The organism is Corynebacterium sp. HMSC08D02, from assembly GCF_001807505.1.
GTDB classification, from domain to species: Bacteria; Actinomycetota; Actinomycetes; order Mycobacteriales; family Mycobacteriaceae; genus Corynebacterium; species Corynebacterium pseudogenitalium.
In genome coordinates, this window is record NZ_KV789255.1 from 87,924 (window position 1) to 107,459 (window position 19,536).

The 19,536-nt window shown below is 59.8% G+C and carries 18 protein-coding genes; 12 read left to right on the plus strand and 6 right to left on the minus strand.

What is annotated here, in order from left to right; translation table 11 throughout:
• Nucleotides 1-40 precede the first annotated feature (40 nt).
• Nucleotides 41-619 carry a DNA-3-methyladenine glycosylase gene (locus tag HMPREF3170_RS09380; RefSeq protein ID WP_070479291.1) on the minus strand — a complete coding sequence of 193 codons (579 nt, stop codon included), beginning with the start codon at nt 617-619 and terminating at the stop codon, nt 41-43.
• Nucleotides 620-767: 148 nt separating this feature from the next.
• Here HMPREF3170_RS09380 and HMPREF3170_RS09385 point away from each other — a divergent pair, with 148 nt between their 5' ends.
• Nucleotides 768-2,306 (plus strand): FMN-binding glutamate synthase family protein, encoded by a 1,539-nt coding sequence (locus tag HMPREF3170_RS09385; protein WP_070479293.1) that lies wholly within the window; start codon nt 768-770, stop codon nt 2,304-2,306.
• A 39-nt stretch (nt 2,307-2,345) separates the two neighbouring features.
• The gene (locus tag HMPREF3170_RS11765; RefSeq protein WP_168156190.1) at nt 2,346-2,522 is read left to right on the plus strand and encodes a hypothetical protein; all 177 of its coding nucleotides are present in this window, start codon (nt 2,346-2,348) and stop codon (nt 2,520-2,522) included.
• A gap of 3 nt (nt 2,523-2,525) precedes the next feature.
• On the opposite strand, the gene HMPREF3170_RS09390 is transcribed toward HMPREF3170_RS11765, so the two are convergent.
• Nucleotides 2,526-3,326 (minus strand): HAD family hydrolase, encoded by an 801-nt coding sequence (locus HMPREF3170_RS09390; RefSeq protein ID WP_070479295.1) that lies wholly within the window; start codon nt 3,324-3,326, stop codon nt 2,526-2,528.
• A gap of 340 nt (nt 3,327-3,666) precedes the next feature.
• Here HMPREF3170_RS09390 and HMPREF3170_RS09395 point away from each other — a divergent pair, with 340 nt between their 5' ends.
• The 7 genes from HMPREF3170_RS09395 to HMPREF3170_RS09425 all read left to right on the plus strand — a co-directional run bounded on the left by HMPREF3170_RS09395 (nt 3,667) and on the right by HMPREF3170_RS09425 (nt 13,425).
• Entirely contained in the window at nt 3,667-5,127 is a 1,461-nt protein-coding gene (locus HMPREF3170_RS09395; protein WP_256007874.1) for a glyceraldehyde-3-phosphate dehydrogenase, read from the plus strand.
• Between the two features lie 133 nt (nt 5,128-5,260).
• Complete coding sequence (locus HMPREF3170_RS09400; protein WP_141742268.1) at nt 5,261-7,315, plus strand: Rib/alpha-like domain-containing protein; 2,055 nt, start codon at nt 5,261-5,263, stop codon at nt 7,313-7,315.
• Between the two features lie 18 nt (nt 7,316-7,333).
• Complete coding sequence (locus HMPREF3170_RS09405) at nt 7,334-9,700, plus strand: zinc metalloprotease (RefSeq protein ID WP_070479299.1); 2,367 nt, start codon at nt 7,334-7,336, stop codon at nt 9,698-9,700.
• Between the two features lie 163 nt (nt 9,701-9,863).
• A complete protein-coding gene (locus HMPREF3170_RS09410; RefSeq protein WP_070362790.1) occupies nt 9,864-10,820 on the plus strand; it encodes a metal ABC transporter substrate-binding protein in 957 nt (318 codons plus the stop codon).
• A 3-nt stretch (nt 10,821-10,823) separates the two neighbouring features.
• Nucleotides 10,824-11,573: a metal ABC transporter ATP-binding protein gene (locus HMPREF3170_RS09415; RefSeq protein WP_070362789.1), complete on the plus strand. Its 750-nt coding sequence runs from the start codon at nt 10,824-10,826 to the stop codon at nt 11,571-11,573.
• Nucleotides 11,573-12,526 (plus strand): metal ABC transporter permease, encoded by a 954-nt coding sequence (locus tag HMPREF3170_RS09420; protein WP_070362788.1) that lies wholly within the window; start codon nt 11,573-11,575, stop codon nt 12,524-12,526. Before HMPREF3170_RS09415 ends, HMPREF3170_RS09420 begins: the two co-directional genes overlap by 1 nt.
• Nucleotides 12,523-13,425, plus strand: a complete 903-nt coding sequence (locus tag HMPREF3170_RS09425) for a metal ABC transporter permease (RefSeq protein ID WP_070362787.1) — start codon at nt 12,523-12,525, stop codon at nt 13,423-13,425. The genes HMPREF3170_RS09420 and HMPREF3170_RS09425 overlap by 4 nt, the downstream gene beginning before the upstream one ends.
• Here the strand turns inward: HMPREF3170_RS09425 and HMPREF3170_RS11385 are convergent.
• Together HMPREF3170_RS11385 and HMPREF3170_RS09435 are read right to left on the minus strand one after the other, a co-directional pair.
• The gene (locus HMPREF3170_RS11385; RefSeq protein WP_083290959.1) at nt 13,328-14,029 is read right to left on the minus strand and encodes a metal-dependent transcriptional regulator; all 702 of its coding nucleotides are present in this window, start codon (nt 14,027-14,029) and stop codon (nt 13,328-13,330) included. The genes HMPREF3170_RS09425 and HMPREF3170_RS11385 overlap by 98 nt on opposite strands.
• Nucleotides 14,030-14,034: 5 nt before the next feature.
• On the minus strand, nt 14,035-14,478 hold the full coding sequence (locus tag HMPREF3170_RS09435) for a hypothetical protein (protein WP_070479302.1): 444 nt from the start codon (nt 14,476-14,478) through the stop codon (nt 14,035-14,037).
• On the opposite strand from HMPREF3170_RS09435, the gene HMPREF3170_RS09440 reads away from it, so the two are divergent.
• Nucleotides 14,477-15,628, plus strand: a complete 1,152-nt coding sequence (locus HMPREF3170_RS09440) for a YihY/virulence factor BrkB family protein (RefSeq protein ID WP_070479303.1) — start codon at nt 14,477-14,479, stop codon at nt 15,626-15,628. The two genes, HMPREF3170_RS09435 and HMPREF3170_RS09440, sit on opposite strands and share 2 nt — an antisense overlap.
• Here HMPREF3170_RS09440 and HMPREF3170_RS09445 read toward each other — a convergent pair.
• A complete protein-coding gene (locus tag HMPREF3170_RS09445) occupies nt 15,625-17,271 on the minus strand; it encodes a peptide chain release factor 3 (RefSeq protein ID WP_070479305.1) in 1,647 nt (548 codons plus the stop codon). The two genes, HMPREF3170_RS09440 and HMPREF3170_RS09445, sit on opposite strands and share 4 nt — an antisense overlap.
• Nucleotides 17,272-17,403: 132 nt before the next feature.
• Here HMPREF3170_RS09445 and HMPREF3170_RS09450 point away from each other — a divergent pair, with 132 nt between their 5' ends.
• Nucleotides 17,404-17,958 (plus strand): NADPH-dependent FMN reductase, encoded by a 555-nt coding sequence (locus HMPREF3170_RS09450; protein ID WP_070362782.1) that lies wholly within the window; start codon nt 17,404-17,406, stop codon nt 17,956-17,958.
• 10 nt (nt 17,959-17,968) lie between these two features.
• On the opposite strand, the gene pth is transcribed toward HMPREF3170_RS09450, so the two are convergent.
• Nucleotides 17,969-18,562: an aminoacyl-tRNA hydrolase gene (gene pth, locus HMPREF3170_RS09455; protein WP_083290960.1), complete on the minus strand. Its 594-nt coding sequence runs from the start codon at nt 18,560-18,562 to the stop codon at nt 17,969-17,971.
• Nucleotides 18,563-18,616: 54 nt separating this feature from the next.
• Between pth and HMPREF3170_RS09460 the strand changes: the two genes are divergently transcribed.
• Nucleotides 18,617-19,531 (plus strand): nitronate monooxygenase, encoded by a 915-nt coding sequence (locus tag HMPREF3170_RS09460; RefSeq protein WP_070479309.1) that lies wholly within the window; start codon nt 18,617-18,619, stop codon nt 19,529-19,531.
• Nucleotides 19,532-19,536: the final 5 nt, after the last annotated feature.

Genomic DNA, 19,536 nt, shown 5'->3' on the forward strand with positions numbered 1-19,536 from the left:
GCAAGGCTTGCCTAAAGAAAATCGCCCAAAAGTTTAGGATTTATGCCTTGTATTTATTGCTCGTTTTATAACCGCGTGGCGTGGAAACAGTTTTGTCTCCGGGGATCCAGAATCGCCAGGGGGCATCAGCATTCTTCGAGATGCCAATACGGGGGCCACAAACCCACTCCGGGGGAGCGGTAGGTGCGGTCAAAGAGACGGATTTATGGTTGTCGGTGAGTTCAAACCCCAACGCTTCGCCCAGGTTTCCGGGACCACGCGCCAGGTTGTCTTCTTCGATGGGAAGGCGGTCGGGTTTTTGGCGGCGTCGATAGGCGATATCGTGGCCTTCGATGACCCTGCCTCCGCGCAGTAGGCATCCCTGGCCGATGCCCTCCGGTGCGCACACAATGTTGACGTTGTGGTGAATGCCGTACGAAAGATACACGTAGAAACGTCCGGGAGGGCCAAACATCGCAGCGTTTCGTGCCGTTTTGCCGCGATAGGTGTGCGCGGCGGCGTCTTCCTCGCCGAGGTATGCCTCGACCTCGGTCAATACGATGCTGACCCCGCCATGAGTGAGTGTGCACCCGAGTAGTTTCGGCGCGACGATGTTTGCGGGGCGGGAAAAGTCAATCATGGCCCCACCCTAACGAGAGTTCCCCAATGGTGGTTGAACGAAAGGGGGAAACACCACATGAAGTGTGGCTGGAGTTTGTTTTGTTATTTTTTTGCGTACGGTGAACACAGGAACGCTTTTCTACACGCCACTTAGTCTAAGGAGCATCATGGCAGGCAAGCGCAACTGGGCAGCAACAGCGTCGATCGCGGCAGCGTTGGGGGTAGGAACTGTTGCAGCTGTGGATCTGACTCAGAAGAAACACTCCATTCGAAGAATTTACCCAGTCTTGGGGCGTGCGCGGTGGGCACTCGAGAAGATTCGACCGGAGCTTCAGCAGTACTTTATTGAGCGTGACTGGGACGGCCGCCCATTCGACCGCCGCACTCGTAGTCTCATCTACTCGCGCGCGAAAGGGCAGACTTCGACCACTGCGTTCGGTACGCAAGAAAACGTCTACGAGCAGGGACACCGCTCCCTGGTGCATTCGATGCGCCCCGTAGATATGCCTGCGGAGTCGCCGCGCGTGCTGATTGGAGGCCCGCAGTGCTCCCAGCCGTACAGTGCAGCATTGCTGAACATCTCCGCTATGAGCTTCGGCTCGTTGTCTGGGCGCGCCGTCGAAGCGATGAACAAGGGAGCCAAGTTGGGCGGGTTCTACCAGGACACCGGTGAAGGCGGTCTGTCCCCGCACCACGAAAAGTACGGCGGTGACCTGGTGTGGGAAATCGGCACCGGGTACTTCGGCGCACGCACCCCGATGGGGGGATTTGATGCAGATACCTTCGCAGAGAAGGCAAAGCGGCCACAGGTGAAGATGACGCTGCTCAAGCTCTCACAGGGAGCGAAGCCTGGTTTGGGCGGTGAGCTGCCAGCCGCGAAGGCGACGAAGGAAGTTGCTGAAATTCGCGGGATCGAGGAGGGGAAGGCGTTCACGTCCCCAGGTGCGCACTCTGAATTTGATACCCCAATCGGCCTCCTGCACTTCATCGACCAGATGCGTACCCTCTCCGGGGGGAAGCCGGTTGGATTCAAACTGTGCATAGGCTCTCGTCGGGAATTCCTCTCGGTGTGCAAGGCCATGCTCGAGACTGGCATTCTGCCTGACTTCATCGTGGTCGACGGTTCCGAGGGCGGTACTGGCTCGGCGCCGAAGGAGTTTGAGGACCACGTGGGCCTGCCACTCACAGAGGGCCTGACGTTCGTGAATAATGCGCTGGTGGGCTGCGGCCTTCGCGACAAGATCAAGATCGGTGCTGCCGGCAAGATCGCCGCCGGCAACGACTTGGTGCGTCGCATGGTGCAGGGCGCGGACTTCCTGCTGAGCGCCCGCGCGATGATGATGGCCGTCGGCTGCGTGCAGGCAATGGAGTGCCACCTCGGTACGTGCCCGGCTGGTGTCGCGACGCAAGACCCGTGGCGTGAGCGTGGCCTGGATGTCGAGGACAAATCAATGCGCGTGATGCGGTACCAGAAGGCCACCGTTTCGTCAGCGCTGCGCCTCATGGCCGCGATGGGAGTGCAAGATCCGAAGGACCTGCGCCCCGAGATGATTCGCTGCAACGACGACTACGGGAAACCCCAGACGTACCGCGAGCGCTACGAGTGGCTTCGCGACGGTCAGCTTGTCGACGGCGACGTCCCGGAGAACTGGCGCGAGGACTGGGAATCTGCGAACGCGGAGTCGTTTCTAGCGAAAGGGAAGTAGTGCTTCGCTTCGGCGCGGAAAATTTGCCACAATAGGGGCATGACCCTAGATGAATCACAACGCGCGAAGGAACTGGCCGAGCTTGAGGAACGCCTCGAGCTCGGCCGTAAGCACCACGAAGAACTCATGGCGCAGATGAAGGCGAAAGTCCAGGAGTTCGAAGAGCGCCAAGCTGAGCTTGAGCGAGCTATTGCGGAGCGCAAGTCCGCAAAGTAAGCGCTATTGCTCACTGAGCCATGTAGCAAGTCGATGCACTGCTGCATGCTCAGCGTTGGTTCCGATGACCTCGTCTGCCACCTTCTTAAGGTCCGGGTGGGCGTTGCCCATCGCAACCGCTGTTCCAGCCGCCTGGAGTATTGTGTGATCGTTCAGGAAATCACCGATCGCGGCAGTTGCCTCCTGAGGCACGCCCAAGGCGTCCGCGATCGCCAGCAGCGCCTTGCCCTTGTCTGCCTCTGGGCTCATGATGTCGATCCAGTGCTGGCCACTAACTACGTGGTGTAGTCCAGGCGCGTGCGCCTGCACCCACGCCAGCGCGTCACGCTCTGCATCACCGTCCACGTAGAGTGCGACTTTCACGGGTTGTTCGAAGGGGACGTCGACAAGCGAATCCACGTTTGTGTTGGCGTGATAGTACTTTGCAATCTCCTGCTCGACTTCCTTGGATGCACCGCGCAGTGAGTAGGACTGCTCGGGAGTGCACAGCACTGCCGACGCCGAAAACGGCGCTGTTTCAAACGCGCGTAGAAACTCGCGTACTGGCTGCTCCGGCATGGCAGTCACGTCGATTATGCGGCCGTCGTGGAAGACAACGGAACCGTTCTCCGCGATGAACGTGTGAGGCTGATGAGTGGTGAACATGTCACGAAGCGTCGCGAGCTGGCGTCCCGATGCCGGCGTGACCAGGACTTCGCGGTCGTCGGCAAGGCGAAGGAGCTCCCAGAAGGCGTCGGGAATGCGCCCGTGTTCGTCGAGCAGGGTGCCGTCCATGTCGAGGGCGATGATCTTCGGGCAAGGCATAGATTCGTTTCCTCCAATGCGTTGATGTACGTGCACAGGGTACCGAAGGTAGTTTCGCGCCAGCTTGTCGACGCCACGTTGGACAAATACCGCCATCCAGCACCGGGGGTGTGTTTTGGGGGTGGGGTGTGGGTTTACGTGGCGTTGCACTACAAAGCCCACCTAAGGCGACTGATGTAACCATATCTCGCGGTGTGGGATGGTTTAGCTGGAGTATTTGTAACAAAGATGGACCAATACGCGCTACGATAATTCCTGTATTGGGGGTACGGCAGCTGTGTCATGTACCCCCAAGGCAAACGTTTCCCAATTGTTCAATTACCGCATGAAGAGGATGACTGTGTCTACGCCTACGAATACAACGCACCAACAGGACTGGAATCACAAGCTGACCCTGGCCCAGGAAATGCTTCCGCTCATCAGCCAGCTTCACCGTGAAAACAACGTTGTCACCTCGATTTTTGGCCGACTGCTGGTAGGCGTGACGGACATCGACATTATTAAGGCGCACCGGTACGCGCGTCGCATTGTGGAGAAGGAGCTTCCGCTCGAGGACACGTTGCCGGTGCTTCGTGAGCTTGTTCAGATGAACCTCGGCACGGCATCGATTGACCTTGGCCGTCTTGCCAGCGACTACAAGAAGTCCGGCGCGAGCGATCTGCGGGCATACTTGAACGAGGCGCTTGCCGACGTCGTAGATACGGACTCGGAGCTCGAGCCACGCGATGTTGTGCTGTATGGTTTCGGTCGCATCGGCCGCTTGTTGGCTCGCATTCTGATTGCTCGTGAGGCGATGTACGGGGGAGCGCGCCTGCGCGCCGTCGTCGTGCGGAAGAAGGGTGACGACGACATCGTCAAGCGTGCATCGTTGCTTCGCCGCGATTCGGTGCACGGCCCATTCGACGGCACTATCACTGTGGATCACGAGAAGGAAGTCATCTGGGCCAACGGGACGCCGATCCAGATGATCTACGCGAACGACCCGGCATCCATCGATTACACCGAGTACGGCATCAACGATGCGATCGTCGTTGATAACACCGGTGTCTGGCGCGATGAGGCTGGGCTGAGCCAGCACCTGAAGTCCAAGGGTGTCTCCCGCGTTCTGCTGACCGCTCCAGGTAAGGGTGATATTAAGAACATCGTCTACGGTATCAACCATGCTGACATTGCGGACGGCGACCAGATCCTGTCCGCGGCTTCGTGCACCACGAACGGTATTACGCCGGTGCTGAAGGTCATCAACGATCGCTACGGTGTGGTCCACGGCCACGTTGAGACAGTGCACTCCTACACGAACGACCAGAACCTGGCCGACAACTTCCACAAGGGGGACCGCCGCGGTCGCGCTGCTGGCCTCAACATGGTGCTGACGGAAACAGGTGCCGCAAAGGCTGTGTCGAAGGCGCTTCCCGAGTTCGAGGGCAAGCTGACCGGCAACGCGATCCGCGTTCCAACGCCTGACGTTTCTATGGCGGTGCTCAACCTTGAGCTCGAAACCGAGACGACAAAGGATGAGGTCAATAACTTCCTCCGTAAGGTCTCGACGGATTCTAACCTGCGCCAGCAGATTGACTACATCCAGTCGCCTGAGGTTGTCTCGACAGATCTGCTTGGTACCACGCACGCTGGTGTCGTTGACGGGTTGGCGACGATTTCGGCCGGCAAGCACCTCGTGCTCTACGTCTGGTACGACAATGAGTATGGCTACTCCCACCAGGTAGTGCGAGTTGTTGAGGAGATCGCGGGTGTTCGCCCGCGCATTTACCCCGCACGGACCGTTCCGGAGGATCTGAAGTAGTCATTTCTTTCCATGCCCCAGGCTGCACATGGCAGTTCCTGGGGCATGATGAGTTATTGGGGGGTGTACGTTTTGCGCTGGGAGTTCGCAAATTGACGTTCATACACTAAGTTAGAAGCGTACGTCTTTCGGTATGGGTGATTCGAAGAAGTGTAAGGCAGAGGCAATAGTGCGTCGAGGTAAGTGTAAAACCGGGCTCGCGGTCGCAGCGGCGACTTCAATCATGCTTGTGTCCGCAGGTATTGCTCCAACATATGCCCATGCCGAGCAAGATTCTCCGGAAGTGATCGACGAAGTTGCCGTCGATACTTCAAACTCGCTGGGGTTTGAGGAACTTCCGGAAGGGAAAGCGAAGCGCTCGTACCTCTTCCTCGATACCGATGGTTCACCACTGCAGGACACCGAGGTACGGTTCGTGAGCCAGGACGGGAAGACTTCGCACGTTGCGCGCACCAACGAGAATGGTGCAGTTGCGTTCATCGTCGACCCAGGTTCGTACCGCTACCAAATCTATGGCGGAAAGGACCCGGAGAAACCGCGCTTTGTTTCGGGTTGGATCACCGTCAAAGAAGACACGTTCATCATCACCTCGCTGAAGCTGCCTGCTGAGCAAACCATTTTCTATACGTGGCCGAAGATTGACTTGAAGCCAGGTGAGCACAAAGTGGTCATGCCAAACGAGGAGAATGAGACCGGTACCGAGTTTGAAAAGATCGGTGGGACTCCTGAATGGGTGACTGTCTACCGTGACGGCACGGTGGAGGTTGCACCACTCGAAACGACGAAGGCCGGTGTGTACACCGTCAAGATTCGCGCTTCGAACGCACCTGACTTTGCCGTCAGGATTGAGTTGCAGGAATCAGCTAGTGGCGCTGATCGATACGCCTTCAAGTATCCAACCAGCTACGTTCGTCCCGGTTCTGTCGGTTCAAGCATCACACCGAGCTTGACGCTGCGTAAAGACGGCTACGACTTCATTAACCAGCCGGTGCCTCGTGGGACGATGTTTGAGACTTCATACCCAGAAGCTACGATCGATAAGAACACCGGCGAGGTCAAGTACATCGCTTCGAGGGGCACCAAGGTCGGGGAGACCGTCAAAATTCCGGTGACCGTGACGATGCCCGACGGCAGCCAGCTGAAGACGGACGCCGCTTTTGAGGTGATCCCTCCGCTGCTCAAGACAGTAACGGACATCTCCTATGATGACGCCCGCGTGGCGCCAGGTGGAAAGTTCGTTGCAGATCTCAACTCCCGCGAACCGCTGCCCGTTGGCACCGAGTTCCGTTGGGACGCTAGAAAGAACGCTGACCTCCGCGGATGGAACGTCGCCGTCGACAGTGCCACGGGGGTCGTCGAGGCTGTGGTTCCCGAAGGCTTCGAGGATAAGGATTACAACTTACACATCCTGGCCAGCTATACGGATGGGTCAAGGGAGTACGTAACACTGCCTGTGCACATCGTGAACCAACTCAGCCCGGAGGAACTCGAGGCGCACAAGCTGCGCTATGCACAGCAAATCGTGACCCCTGGTAAGGCGTTCACCGCTGAACCAGAGGGCGATCCTGTCTACGGCAGCGTGTTCTCCATCGAAAACGACGGTGGCATTCCGATCACCATTGACCGCGCGACAGGCCGCGTCACTGCAAAGATTCCGGCAGATACCGAGGCAGACAGCACCTACACCTCGAAGCTGCGCGTTGACTTCCCCGGTGGGCACCAAATCATCGAGTTGAAGGCAACTGCTAACTCGTTAGCTAGGAAGAACACAGTCGACTACGCTGTGCAAGAGGGCTTTGCCAAGCCGAAAGATCAGTTCTCTGGCGTCCACTATGGGCTGCCAAAGAGCTACAAGAACCAGGACGCGAACGTCGATATCAACCCGGAAACGGGCGAGGTGCGAGCTACGGTGCCACGTAGTCAGAAGCCAAAAGAGATTAACGTTCCTGTTGTTGTGACGTGGGAAGATGGCTCACAGCAGCTGGTCGACCTACACGTTGTGCCTAAGCAAACAGCGACGCAAAAGGAGCTGAACTGGGAGCGCGTGTGGTGGATCGTGCCGTTCATGATCGCCGCTGAGGGCCTTGGTGTCTTACTCTTCTGGTTGTGGGACAGTAACAAGCATGTTCCGCCGTTTAACGCGGTGACGCATGCGTTGAAGAACGCCGGATTTAACGTTTCGGGATAAAGGACGAGAAAAGTGAAGATGAAACGAGCTCTTGCTATCGCGCTGTGCGCAGGCCTTGCCTTCGGTGGGGTGCAGCCCATCGCTGAGGCTGGCGTTCAAAAGAATCCCGGCGGCGTCTGGATCGAGAATGATTCGAAGACTGAAGGCTTTGCTACTTCGAACCTGGCGTACGGGTCGAAGCTGAACACGACGTTCCAGAATCCGCAGTCGGTCGGCGGTTTGCTCGAAAGCAGCCTGCAGACTGTCCTGACCGTCGACGGGCGACAGGTGGCGTTCCTCCCGACTGAGACGAAGTCTGACGTTGAAGAAAACGAGATCGGTTACAAGGTCATCCTGACGCACTACGATGCGAACACCGAAATCCAGATCACGCGCACGATTGAGATCGGCACAAATTCGATGGACGTGACGGTCGAGGCTACGAACAAGTCGAAGCGTGACCGCAAGATTGACATTGAGATGTTCTCTGCCGTGCCAAAGTATGCGCAGTATCAAGGTACCTACCGAGGCGGAAGGTTTAACTTCGGTCCTGCCGAAAAACCTGGCTACGATGTTTCGGTGAACTTCCGTGGTGCTGACGTCTCAAAGGCGGCGGGGCACGCGATCGAGTCTGGCGAAGCTAGCCGGGTGGGTGAAGTTGCCGAAGACGGCGCCGGCTACCAGTACGCGGCGTGGAACAAGGAACTACCAGTTCAGGGGACGGCGTCGGTTACCGCGAACATCTTCATCCAGACGCAGCCCACGGCGAAAGACACTGACCAGGATGGGCTGCCGGATGAGTGGGAGAAGGTGGGGTTCACTGCTGCTGACGGGACCCAGCTTCCACTCGACAGGTGGGGGGCGAAAGTAGGACAGAAAGATCTGTTCCTGCAGTTGAACTGGATGAAGTCTGAGTGGGAGACGCTGAACTGCAACGAGGTGAATAAGTTCGGCGCGAACATCCAAGACTTTGAGAAGTTTGCGAAGTGCGCTGAGGCGAACGCGAACGTGTACCGGCCTTCCCGTGAGTCCCTGATGGAGCTGGAGGATAAGTTCGCTGCGCACGGGATTCGTCTCCATATCGATGCTGGTGACCTCTACACCTCCATCCCTAACTACGAGAACAGGCACGGTGGCCCAACGGAGGACTTCACCCCGCTGTACTTCGCGGATGGTATGTCGAAGCGAGACAAGCTAGGGCAAAAGCGCCAGGAGCTGCTCGGTACTCGTGAGTCGGTGTTCCGCGTCGGCATTATCGGCGACCAGATGGAGAAAGGCGACTGGTCGACGGGTACCGGCCTGGTCAACGACTCTGCGTTTTACGTGTCTTACCACGAGAACGTGACCAACCAAGAGCAGCTGCGAAACACCATCCTGCACGAGTTCGGCCACAACCTAGGCCTGACCCACAATGGCGCACTGTCGACGAACCCGGTGGATACCGAGGCGTATTTGCCGACGTACAAGTCGGTCATGAACTACCTCTACCAGTGGTCGCACTTCGACTACTCCGACCAGGCCTATGAATCGGTCCCCAAGACCGACAAGAGGTACCCGAAGGAGAAGTGCGAACAGGACGGCGTCGTCTGCTACGAGGGCAAGTACTCCGTGCCAGCGGACTGGGACAACCTGAACCTCAAGGGCAAATACATTGGCTCAGGTGAAGGCACCGTTGGCACCGACGCCATTCCGGAGCCAAGCCACAATATTTCTGCTCGCGAGCTAGAAATCATTGCTGCAGATCAGAACCCTGGAAAGGCCGGTTTCCGTCTGGCCGGTGGTGAAGATGCGGCGGTGGTGACGAACCGTTCAACCGACGTACTGACTGGTGAGATCCGCAACCTCGGTCTGGATCTGCACAAGTTCACGGTGTACGCCAAATACCCGACGATCACGGGTGCGGAGCCAATCGAAGTCACTGTTCCTGGCCAGATTAACGCCAGCGGTGCGGAACCTTCTGCACGTGTTGAAATCCCGATCAAGAATGCAACCTCGCTGCGGGACTCGACGATGCCGCTTGAGATCCGCATCGTTAACGCCGAAGGCGACGAGGTATTCAAGGAGGAGTACCAGGTTTCCGTTCTTGACTACACGGCGGAAGAGATGGAGCGCATCCGCAAGGAGATCGAGAAGGATCCAACCGCTAGTGACCGCCTGAAGGAATCTGCGCGCCGGATTCTGGACCCGAAGGCTGGGCGTCAGGCACCGGAGGAGCCGGACCGCATTGACGTTGAGACGCCGAAGCCTCAGGCGCCACCGACCGATACTGGTGTGAACACGGGCCAGTCGGACAAGTCGTCCGCGTCCGACAACGTGGGGATGATCGTCGGCATTATCGCTGCAGTCGGCGGTGTGTTGGCGGCGGTCTACGCTGCGGCATGGGCATCAGGTCTTCTGAAGTTCTAAACTTCTCTCTACAAAGGCCCCGTGGGAATTCTCCCGCGGGGCCTTTCTCTATTTGTGCAGCTCAACCATATCTTCGTGTGAGTTTGCACATAATAAGTTGCAAGTTCGGTAGGGCGAACTTTAGAGTTGGTGAGGTACACCTTAGTTTGAAAGGAAACACTTCATGTCACGCACATCCAGGATCCTCACTGCATGCGCGCTTGCCTTGGGCGTAGGGCTCGCAGGCTGCTCGTCTACCGAGGACAACCAGGCGACACAGGACGGCATCAACGCCGACGGTGCGCTGCAGGTCTACGCAACCACGGGTTACCTCGCGGATGCCATCGCCAACATTGCGCCTGAGGCGGAGGTCACCACGATGGTTGGCCCGGGCGGGGACCCGCACACCTACCAGCCCTCAACGAAGGACATCGACAAGATTCAGTCCTCCGATGTGGTGTTCTGGAACGGCCTGCACCTCGAAGCTCAGATGATCAAGCAGCTGGAGAGCCTCGGGGACCGCCAGCTGGCAGTAGGAGACAAGCTGCCGAACAATCTGCTGCTTGACTGGCCAGAAACCGATGCTGAGGGCAACCCTCTGCATGACCCGCACGTATGGAACAGTCCAGAGGCGTGGAGCCTGGTTGTCGGCGAGGTCGCAAACAAGCTTGCAGAGGTCGACCCTTCGAAGTCCGATGAGTACCACGAGAACGCCGCGAAATACCAGGCGGAAATCGCGGATGCGAACGAAAAGGCTGCAACCATGCTGGCGAACATCACTGGGCCACGCATCTTGATCACCGGCCACGATGCCTTCAACTACTTCGGCAAGACCTACGGGTTGGATGTGTACGCGACGGACTTTGTTTCCACAGAGGCGAAGCTGTCGGCGTCGGAACTTTCGGACCTTGCGGATCTCATCGCGGACAACAAGGTGCCGACGATCTTCCAGGACAATCAGGCGAACCCGCAGGCAATTAAGAGCCTGCAGGAGGCTGTGCACGCCCGCGGGTGGGATGTCGCCATTTCTGACGAGGAGCTCTTCGCCGACACCCTCGGCCCCACCGCGCCAACGGATACCTACATCGGGGCGTTCCTGCATAACGCTGAAGCAGTTGCTGCAGCGCTCGGGGGCAAGTAACCCATGACTACGCAGACGTTTGCGTGCGCGACGCATAATCTTTCCGTTGCCTACCACCTCGATCCGGTCCTGGAACAGGTGAATGTGCGGTTCCCCGAGGGCGCCATCATGGGGATCGTCGGGCCGAATGGTGCCGGCAAGTCAACACTGATCAAGGCGATGCTGGGGCTTATCCCGACGCTGACCGGGGAGACCGAGTTCTTCGGCCAGCCGCTCAAGGCAGTGCGCCACCGCGTGGGGTACATGCCACAACACGCGAGCGTCGACTGGGACTTTCCTACGACGGTGCTCGACGTGGTGACGATGGGTACGTACGGGAAGCTGGGCTGGTTCCGCAGGGCGGGGAAGCGCGAACGCGCCGCCGCATACGAAGCCTTGGAACGCGTAGGGATGCAGGATTTCGCTGGCCGCCAGATCGGCGCACTCTCAGGCGGGCAGCGCCAGCGCGTCTTTCTCGCACGCGGGCTAGTACAGGACCCGGACTTGTTCTTCCTCGACGAGCCGTTTCAAGGCATTGACGCGAAAAGTGAGGCGACAATTATCGACGTGCTCCGCACCATGCGCGAGAATGGCACAACAATCGTGATGGTGCACCACGACCTTTCGACAGTGCCGACGTACTGCGATGCGGTGACGCTGCTGGATAAGACAGTGATTGCATCGGGGCCAGTCTCCTCCACGTTTACGCCGGAAACGATTGCGCAGGCGTACGGGTTAGGCGCGGACTCGATGAGATTGTTGGGTGTGCTGTGATGGGGACGTCGATAAGCCTTGGTGCGTTCTTTGCGAACCACACCTATGCCATGGTGTTTTGGGGGACCACCATCATTGGCGCAGTGGCAGGGATGCTTGGGACGTTCGCGTACCTGCGCAAGCAGTCGCTGACCAGTGATGTGATTTCGCACTCCGCACTACCAGGCACGTTGCTGGCGTTTTTGCTGTGCGTCGGGCTGGGAGTCGACGGCCGTAACATGGTTGCGCTGCTGGTTGGAGCCGTAGTCACTGGTACGTGCGCGGTGATGGTGGCGAACACGATTACTGCCCGGACGCGGACGTCGATTGACGCGGCGATGGCGATCAGCTTGTCGTTCTTCTTCGGGTTCGGGATGCTGTTGCTGGACGTGATCACGAGCAATCCGTTCCCAGGCAAAGGTGGTATTCAGGACTACCTGTTCGGCAACGCATCCGTGATTACCAGGGCGGACCTGCGAATCAGCATCATCGTCGGGTTGCTCGCGGTCTGCGTGATGTGCGTGTTGTTTAAGGAGTTCGAGCTGCGCTCCTTCGACCCCGTGCAGTCCACGATGCTTGGGTTTCGCCCGAGGGTCATCGACACGGTGATGTTCATGACGATCGCGCTTGCGACGGTGATCGGCGTCAAATCTGTCGGGTTGGTGTTGATGGTGGCATTCGTCGTAACTCCGCCTGCCGCGGCGCGCCAGTGGGTGCAAACGGTGCCAGCGATGGTCGTGCTCGCGGGCGTGTTTGGAGCCGTCGGCAGTGGTGCTGGATCCTACTTGTCCATCGCGCTTGGCAACGTGCCGACCGGCCCCGTTATCGTGCTTGTCCTGTTCGCGGTGTTTCTGGTGTCGTTCATCTTCGCCCCGAAGCGAAGCGTCATCGCCCGGGCCCGTTCGCAGCGGCGAGCGACGGCAGCGCTGCGTGCCCGGCTGGAAACAACAGTTTCGGCGGAGGTAGCGTCGTGAGTTTCATCGTCGGAACACTTTTGCTCGCGGTGGTCACGGCGTGCGCATGCGCAGTGCCGGGAGCATTCGTTGTGCTGCGGAAGCACTCCATGCTCATAGATGCTATCGGGCATGCGATCTTGCCGGGCATTGCCCTGGGGTACTTGTTTACGAACAACCTGAACTCACCGGTGGTGATCGTGTGCGCGGCGCTGGCCGGTGTGGCGGTGGTCCTCGGCGCACAGTGGCTCGGGGATTCGGGACTCGTGACTGGAGACGCCCCGCAGGGCCTCATCTTCCCGGCACTGTTCAGCGTGGGCGTCATCCTGATTACCTCCCACTTCTCGAACGTCCACCTGGATACACACGCGGTGCTCGTCGGCGACTTGAACCTGGCTGCGTGGAATCAGCTTACTGTTGGCGGGGCGCAGCTGGGACCGGTGTATCTCTACATCATGCTCGCGGTGCTAGCGCTCAACGTGGTCGCGATTGGTCTTGTGTATCCGCAACTGCTCGCGTCCACGTTTGATGGCCAGTTCGCACGCAGCATCGGCGTGCCAGTGAGCATGCTGTCCGTCGCGTTTATGTTCCTGGTGTCCTTGACCGTCACAGCAGCGTTCAACGCAGTCGGGGCGATCCTGGTCATTGCACTGGTGGTCATCCCCGCGGCAGCAGCCAAACAGTTGGCCACGACGGTACCGCGCATGATGACCCTGACGGTTCTGCTCGCTGCGGTTGGGGCAGTCGCAGGCTTCGGCGTCGCCTACCTTCTCGACGCCCCCACCTCCGCCACGATGACTGTCATCTACGGGCTCGAGTTCCTCAGCTGCGCCCTCTGGGCACGGCGGGCTCAGCGGTCACCCACACGGCGTCCGCTGCGCGTTTCCCGAGCGCAAGTGGAGGTTGCTGGCCGTCGATAAGCACTTCGACGGTGTCAGAGAACGGGGCTGCCTGCTGGGTACGCAAGTGCGTACCCACCGTGATACCGGAGGTGTCGAAGAACTGCAGCAGACTCGGGTCACCGTCGGAGACACGTTGGACCACGACGTCGTTGTCTGGGGCGATCGTGCTCAGCGGCTCAGCGTGGAATTGCGGCACGGTGCCGTCGGCGGCGGGGATGGGGTCGCCGTGTGGGTCGCGGGAAGGGTAGTTGAGGTGGGCGTCGAGGCGCTGCAGCATGAATTCCGAAACGGCGTGCTCGAGGACCTCGGCGTCGTCATGCACCTGGTCCCACGAGTATCCGAGCGTTTCCACGAGGAATGTTTCGATGAGGCGGTGACGGCGAATCATCGCGACGGCGTGCGCGCGGCCTTCCTCCGTCAGCGTAATGGGCGCGTAAGGCTTATGGTGTACGTACCCATGCTGAGCAAGCTTCTTGACGGCGTCCGACACGCTCGAGAGCCGAAGCCCCATGTAATCCGCCAGCACCTTGGTGGTCACCTTCGTGTCTGACCATTCGGTGAGCGCCCAGAGTGACTTGAGATAGTCCTGCGTACTGGTGGAGAGCTGGGAAACGGAATCCATGGGGCTTACTGTACAGACTCGAGAATGAACGCGAGGTGCATGGTCTGCAGCTCGAGCTCGCCTTCGGTCGCCGGCAGCGAAGCGATTTCCTGACGCGCCTCAGCGGTCAGCGGGATGACCCATCCAGCATTGGGGTCGAGTACAGGAACAGCGGGCTTTTTGACGGGCACCCAAGTCACGGTGCGCGCGCCGGGGCAGATCATTTGGAGCGGGCCGTCGATACGCTGGAGCTCCGCGAGTGCCGCCGGTGTAGAGGTCACGACGACCAATCGTTCGTCCGAACCTGGAGAGAGCGCCGCAGTCGTGACCTTGAGCACCGGGAGCTCCACACGCTCATACTCCGTCGGGTACTCTGCGAGTGCAGGAGCAGCGCCCGCCCCGAACCATTTCTTGATCTGACCCAACACGCTCATGGTGCACACGATACCCTGTACTAGGGTAAACGCCATGGAACACAGCGAATCGCCTCCGGCGACAGACTACGTCGTGCCCTATGGTCCCGGCGAACTCGTGCACGTGCCGCAGCACAGCGACGGGCCTGACGTGTTCACAAAAGATAACCGGGTCACGCCACAGGGCTGGATATACGTGGCTAAGCGTGTCATTGCGGACTTCTCGGTTGACGCAATGCTTGACCGCGCAGCTGCGCTGACCTACTACGCCGTGTTGTCTATCGCCCCGATGATTTTGGCGGTCTACTCGATCGCGACGCTGCTGCTGCCGCGTGATGAAGCCGCCGTCAACGACATCATCGACGACTTCATCGCCCTCTATGTGCCCGAAGCGCTGGAGGATGAGGCCCTGCGCTTCCTCCTGACGGTGATTGGCACACCGGCGCAGAGCACGATTGCGCTGGTGGTATCGATTGTGATCTCGCTCCTTTCCGCATCCGCGTACGTGCGATCTTTTTCACGGAACGCGAACGTCATGTACGGTCGCATGGAGGGGCGCAACCTGGTACGCACGTGGTTCACGATGTGGGTCACCACGCTGGTCATGGTGCTCGGGGTGATCGTGATTATCGTCGGCACGTTTTTGCGCGAGTCAATCGTGAACGGTCTGCTGCAGCCGATCGCGGAACCACTGGGGATGACCGAGGCCGTTGATTACCTGACAAAGATCTTCCTGCCGGTCTGGGACTACGCCCGCTTCCCGGTCACTATCGTGACTGCGATCGCGTTGATCTCCATCCTCTACTTCGTTTCGCCCAACGTTCGGCCGGAGAAGTTCCGCCTGCTGACCCTTGGGTCCTCGATGGCGCTGACGGCGATTTTCATTATTTGGCTTGGCTTCTCATGGTTCATCGGCACGATAGGGATCTCCAGCGCGTACGGGGCGTTCGGCACAGTGGGCGCCGTCCTTGTGCTGGTCTGGGTGATGAATGTCGTGCTCCTCGAGGGCGTCAAGATCGACGCGGAAGTGCTGCGCGTGAAACAGCTGCAGGTCGGCTATGACGCAAAAACAATCATTCAGGTCCCGCCGAGAAGCACGAAAGCGGTCGACTTCCGGCTGAAAGTGCAGCGCTGGATCGACCGCAGTGCCTCAACGCTCAAAGCGCAGGAGGAGGATGACGACGTCGAGAAGGACCTGGAGGCCTAGTCCGCGACGAGCGGCTCCATCGTCAGGTTCGGGTGCTCCTTCTGGATGAAGGCCAGGCGCCACTTATCGCCGAACAGAGCGATCAGCTCGCCGTCGGAGCGCGTAAAGATCTCGACGCCGCGCTGGCGTCCAAGCGCCTCCGCAGACTCGGCGTCAGTCCGGCGGGCCACCGAGTACGGGATTGGTTCCGTGACTGTTTCCACGTTGTACTCCAGCTCCATGCGAGCCTGCATGACCTCGAACTGCATCGGGCCGACGGCCGCCATGACCGGAGCAGCGTCGCCGCGCAGGTCGTTGCGCAGGATCTGGACAACGCCTTCCGCATCCAGCTGGTCGAGGGCCTTACGGAACTGCTTATACTTGCCCAAAGACTTAGCGCGCAGCGTCTGGAAGTGTTCCGGTGCGAACTGCGGCATCGGCGGGTATTGCACCTTCTTGCCTGCGTAGATGGTGTCGCCCGGCGCGAGCGAACCGGCGTTGACCAAACCGATGATGTCGCCGGGGAAGGCGGTTTCCACGGTGTCGCGGTTACGCCCGAAGACCGTCAGCGCGTACTTGGTGGAGAACGTACGGCCACTTTGGGCGTGCGTGACCTGCATACCGCGGTCGAACTCGCCGGAGATGACTCGCATAAACGCCAAGGTGTCGCGGTGGTGTTTGTCCATGCCTGCCTGCACTTTGAACACCACACCGGAAAAGTCGTCGTCGAGGTCACGGTGAGTATCCATCGCGGTGGTGGAAGTCTCGACGGCCTTGGGGTCGGCGTCACGGCCCTGAGGAGCTGGCGCGATCGCGCACAGCGTGTCCAGGATTTGATGGACACCGAAGTTCAGCATCGCGGAGGCGAAGATGATGGGGGAGGTCACGCACTGCTCGAACAGCGTCTGGTCGTGCACAGCGCCGTCGGCGGCAAGCAGCTCAGCTTCCTCGACGGCGGTCTCCCAGGTCTCGCCCTCGCGGTTAGCTGCCTCATCAGGGGAGTAGTGCTCCTCCGGCGCGATGGTGGACCCGCCGGCGGTACGGATGAAGTGGATATAGTTGTCTGCCTCGCCGTCAGCGTTGATGTGGGCGAGCCCACGGAAGTCGCCAGCCTCGCCGACAGGCCAGTACAGCGGCGTCGGCTGCAGGTCGATCTCCTGGACAATCTCGTCCACCAGCTCGAGCGGCTCGCGGCCGATGCGGTCCCACTTGTTGACCACCGTGACGATCGGCAAGCCGCGCGCCTTGCAGACGCGGAAGAGCTTGAGGGTTTGTGGCTCAAGGCCCTTGGCGGCGTCGATAAGCATGACAGCGGCATCGACTGCGGACAGCACGCGGTAGGTATCTTCGGAGAAATCGGCGTGACCAGGCGTATCAACCAGGTTGATCATGTAGGGCGTCGTCGCCTCCGAGCCTTCGGGGAGGTACTCGAACTGGAGCGCCGAGGACGCGACCGAAATGCCGCGCTCCTTTTCCATATCCATCCAGTCGGAGACCGTCGACTTGCGGTTGCCCTTTCCGTGCACCGCACCTGCTTCCGAAATAACGTGCGCGTGCAGCGCGAGCGCCTCCGTCAGCGTTGACTTACCAGCATCGGGGTGGGCAATGACTGCGAACGTGCGGCGACGGTGGGCCTCTGCGCGGGTACCAGTAGACGTGCTCATAAGTGCTCAAGCGTAGTCGCAAGGCGGGGGAGATAGACAACCGGAGGCAGGTAGGGTGAGAAGCGGCGGTGCTATAGTCGCCGCGGTTGGGAAAGAATTAGGTCAACGTAACGCAACACTGTGAGGTTTGTGATGAAAGTCGGAATCGTGCTCGGATCCATTCGCCAAGGCCGCTTTGGCGAGCAAGTTGCCCACTGGGTTGCTGACGCTGCTGCGAACAGCCCCGACGTCACCTACGAGATCCTTGATCTCCAGGAGTTTCAAGTCCCACTGCTCGACACAGCGACGCTACCTGGAGGCGCGAACAAACAGTACGCCGATGAGCGTGTTACCGCATGGTCTCGCGCAGTCGATAGTTGCGACGGCTACATCTTCGTTACCCCTGAGCACAATCACTCCGTGCCTGGCGCGATGAAGAACGCCTACGACAGCCTCAGCGGCGAGTGGGCCATGAAGCCCGTCGCATTCGTTGGATACAGTGCCGACGGCGCGATTCGCGCGGTGGAGCACTGGCGGCAGATCGTCGCAAACTTTTCGATGTTCGACGTGCGCAACCAAGTTGCCCTTTCACTTTTCGACGACGCCACCAACGGCACCCTCACCCCGCGCCCGCAGAAGAACACAGACCTGACGAAGATGCTGAATGCGCTGGAACAGTTCTTGCGTCACCATCACGCTTCCCAGTAGGAGAGCCGGGTTAGCTGCGCGGGTGGATCTCGTTTTGCGCTTGCGCGAGCCCGGTGCTGGTGATTGCGTGGACGGCATCGGCAGCTAACGCGATTGCGTCAGTGGGGGTGGTTGTGAATTCCGCAAGCACCCAATCGGGGATAGCGATGCCGCTTCCTTTCGGCGGCCTGCCGATGCCGACGCGCACCCGCACGTAGTCGCGCGTCCCGAGCTCCTGCGTGAGCGACTTCAACCCGTTGTGGCCGTTCTCGTTGCCGCCCTGCTTCAAACGAACCTTGCCCGGAGGCAGGTCCAGCTCGTCGTGGACGATCACGATCCGCTCCGGAGGAAGGTTGTAGCGCGCGGCGAGCGGAGCGATGGCCTTGCCAGACTCGTTCATGTAGGTGTGCGCGCGGGCGTAGGCCACACCGTCCTTCACCGCGAACGAGTAATCGCGACCTGCGATGACCGGAAGCGATTTCGCGAGCGCATCCACAACGAGGTAGCCGACGTTGTGTCGCGTCCGCTCGTACTCGGTACCAGGGTTGCCCAGCCCAACTACGAGCCAGTCGATGTTCTCAGGGGCGGGGTTGGCGCGCTTGAAGCGGCGGAAGAAGTTCAACACGGAGGCTAGTGTAAGGCAGAACCTCTCGATTCTCACGGTGGGAGCCGTTAGCGTATGGGTATGCAGCTACCGAAGATTATTGCGGCTCCGATGGCGGGAGGACCCTCCACGCCGGCCCTTGTCAACGCCGTGACGTTTGGGTTCCTCGCGTTTGGGACCTGCAGCGTCTCGCAGGCCCGCGAAGAACTTGCGGAGGTCACCGGCAACTTTGGCGTGAACTTCTTCATGCCACAGCGGATTGCGCCCGATCAGCGTGACGTCCGCGCGCTGGCCGCGGAACTTGGGGTGGAGGTGCCGGATGTTGACTTGAGCTGTGGCTTCGAGGATAAGTTTGCGATTGCGCTCGAGGCTGGCCCTGCAGTGGTCTCCTCGACGTTTGGGTGTTTTTCCGAGCGCGAAATTCAACGCGCACACAACGCCGGCGCGCAGGCCTGGGCGACCGTCACCAACGAAGAAGAAGCGAAGGTTGCCGTCGCGCGTGGCGTTGACGCACTTGTGGTGCAAGGAATTTCTGCAGGAGGCCACCGCGCAACGTGGTCGCCGAACGAGACACCCGACCCGCGGGACACCCTGGAGCTTGTCCGCGTGCTCAAGGACATCAGAGTGCCAATCATCGCGGCTGGGGGAGCGCGCACGCCCTACGACGTCGATCGCCTCATTGAAGCAGGCGCCACGGCGGTATCCTGCGGCAGCATATTCCTCATGACGGACGAAGCCGGAACGAGCCTGCGCAACCGAGAGCTTCTCCAAAGCGATCGGTCGACGATTGCCAGCAGGGCGTTCAGCGGACGGGTCGCCAGGGGTATCCAGAGCGCGTTCACAGACGAACACCCCGATCTGCCGCCACTCTACCCCTACCTGCGCCCCATGACCTCGAGCAATGACTACTGCCTAGTCGGTGCCCGCCGAGGCACCTTGCCTACGGGGCCCGCGGCGGCCGTGGAAGCGTGGATGGCAGGTACCCGTTAACCCTG

What these genes read in the sequence shown, in the direction of transcription:
- HMPREF3170_RS09400 (WP_141742268.1), top strand. Translation starts at nt 5,261, where the DNA reads ATGGGTGATTCGAAGAAGTGTAAGGCAGAGGCAATAGTGCGTCGAGGT.
- HMPREF3170_RS09410 (WP_070362790.1), top strand. Translation starts at nt 9,864, where the DNA reads ATGTCACGCACATCCAGGATCCTCACTGCATGCGCGCTTGCCTTGGGC.
- HMPREF3170_RS09390 (WP_070479295.1), bottom strand. Translation starts at nt 3,326, where the DNA reads ATGCCTTGCCCGAAGATCATCGCCCTCGACATGGACGGCACCCTGCTC.
- HMPREF3170_RS09450 (WP_070362782.1), top strand. Translation starts at nt 17,404, where the DNA reads ATGAAAGTCGGAATCGTGCTCGGATCCATTCGCCAAGGCCGCTTTGGC.
- HMPREF3170_RS11765 (WP_168156190.1), top strand. Translation starts at nt 2,346, where the DNA reads ATGACCCTAGATGAATCACAACGCGCGAAGGAACTGGCCGAGCTTGAG.
- HMPREF3170_RS09420 (WP_070362788.1), top strand. Translation starts at nt 11,573, where the DNA reads ATGGGGACGTCGATAAGCCTTGGTGCGTTCTTTGCGAACCACACCTAT.
- HMPREF3170_RS09405 (WP_070479299.1), top strand. Translation starts at nt 7,334, where the DNA reads ATGAAACGAGCTCTTGCTATCGCGCTGTGCGCAGGCCTTGCCTTCGGT.
- HMPREF3170_RS09385 (WP_070479293.1), top strand. Translation starts at nt 768, where the DNA reads ATGGCAGGCAAGCGCAACTGGGCAGCAACAGCGTCGATCGCGGCAGCG.
- HMPREF3170_RS09440 (WP_070479303.1), top strand. Translation starts at nt 14,477, where the DNA reads ATGGAACACAGCGAATCGCCTCCGGCGACAGACTACGTCGTGCCCTAT.
- HMPREF3170_RS09445 (WP_070479305.1), bottom strand. Translation starts at nt 17,271, where the DNA reads ATGAGCACGTCTACTGGTACCCGCGCAGAGGCCCACCGTCGCCGCACG.
- HMPREF3170_RS09435 (WP_070479302.1), bottom strand. Translation starts at nt 14,478, where the DNA reads ATGGCGTTTACCCTAGTACAGGGTATCGTGTGCACCATGAGCGTGTTG.
- HMPREF3170_RS09380 (WP_070479291.1), bottom strand. Translation starts at nt 619, where the DNA reads ATGATTGACTTTTCCCGCCCCGCAAACATCGTCGCGCCGAAACTACTC.
- HMPREF3170_RS11385 (WP_083290959.1), bottom strand. Translation starts at nt 14,029, where the DNA reads ATGGATTCCGTTTCCCAGCTCTCCACCAGTACGCAGGACTATCTCAAG.
- HMPREF3170_RS09415 (WP_070362789.1), top strand. Translation starts at nt 10,824, where the DNA reads ATGACTACGCAGACGTTTGCGTGCGCGACGCATAATCTTTCCGTTGCC.
- HMPREF3170_RS09460 (WP_070479309.1), top strand. Translation starts at nt 18,617, where the DNA reads ATGGGTATGCAGCTACCGAAGATTATTGCGGCTCCGATGGCGGGAGGA.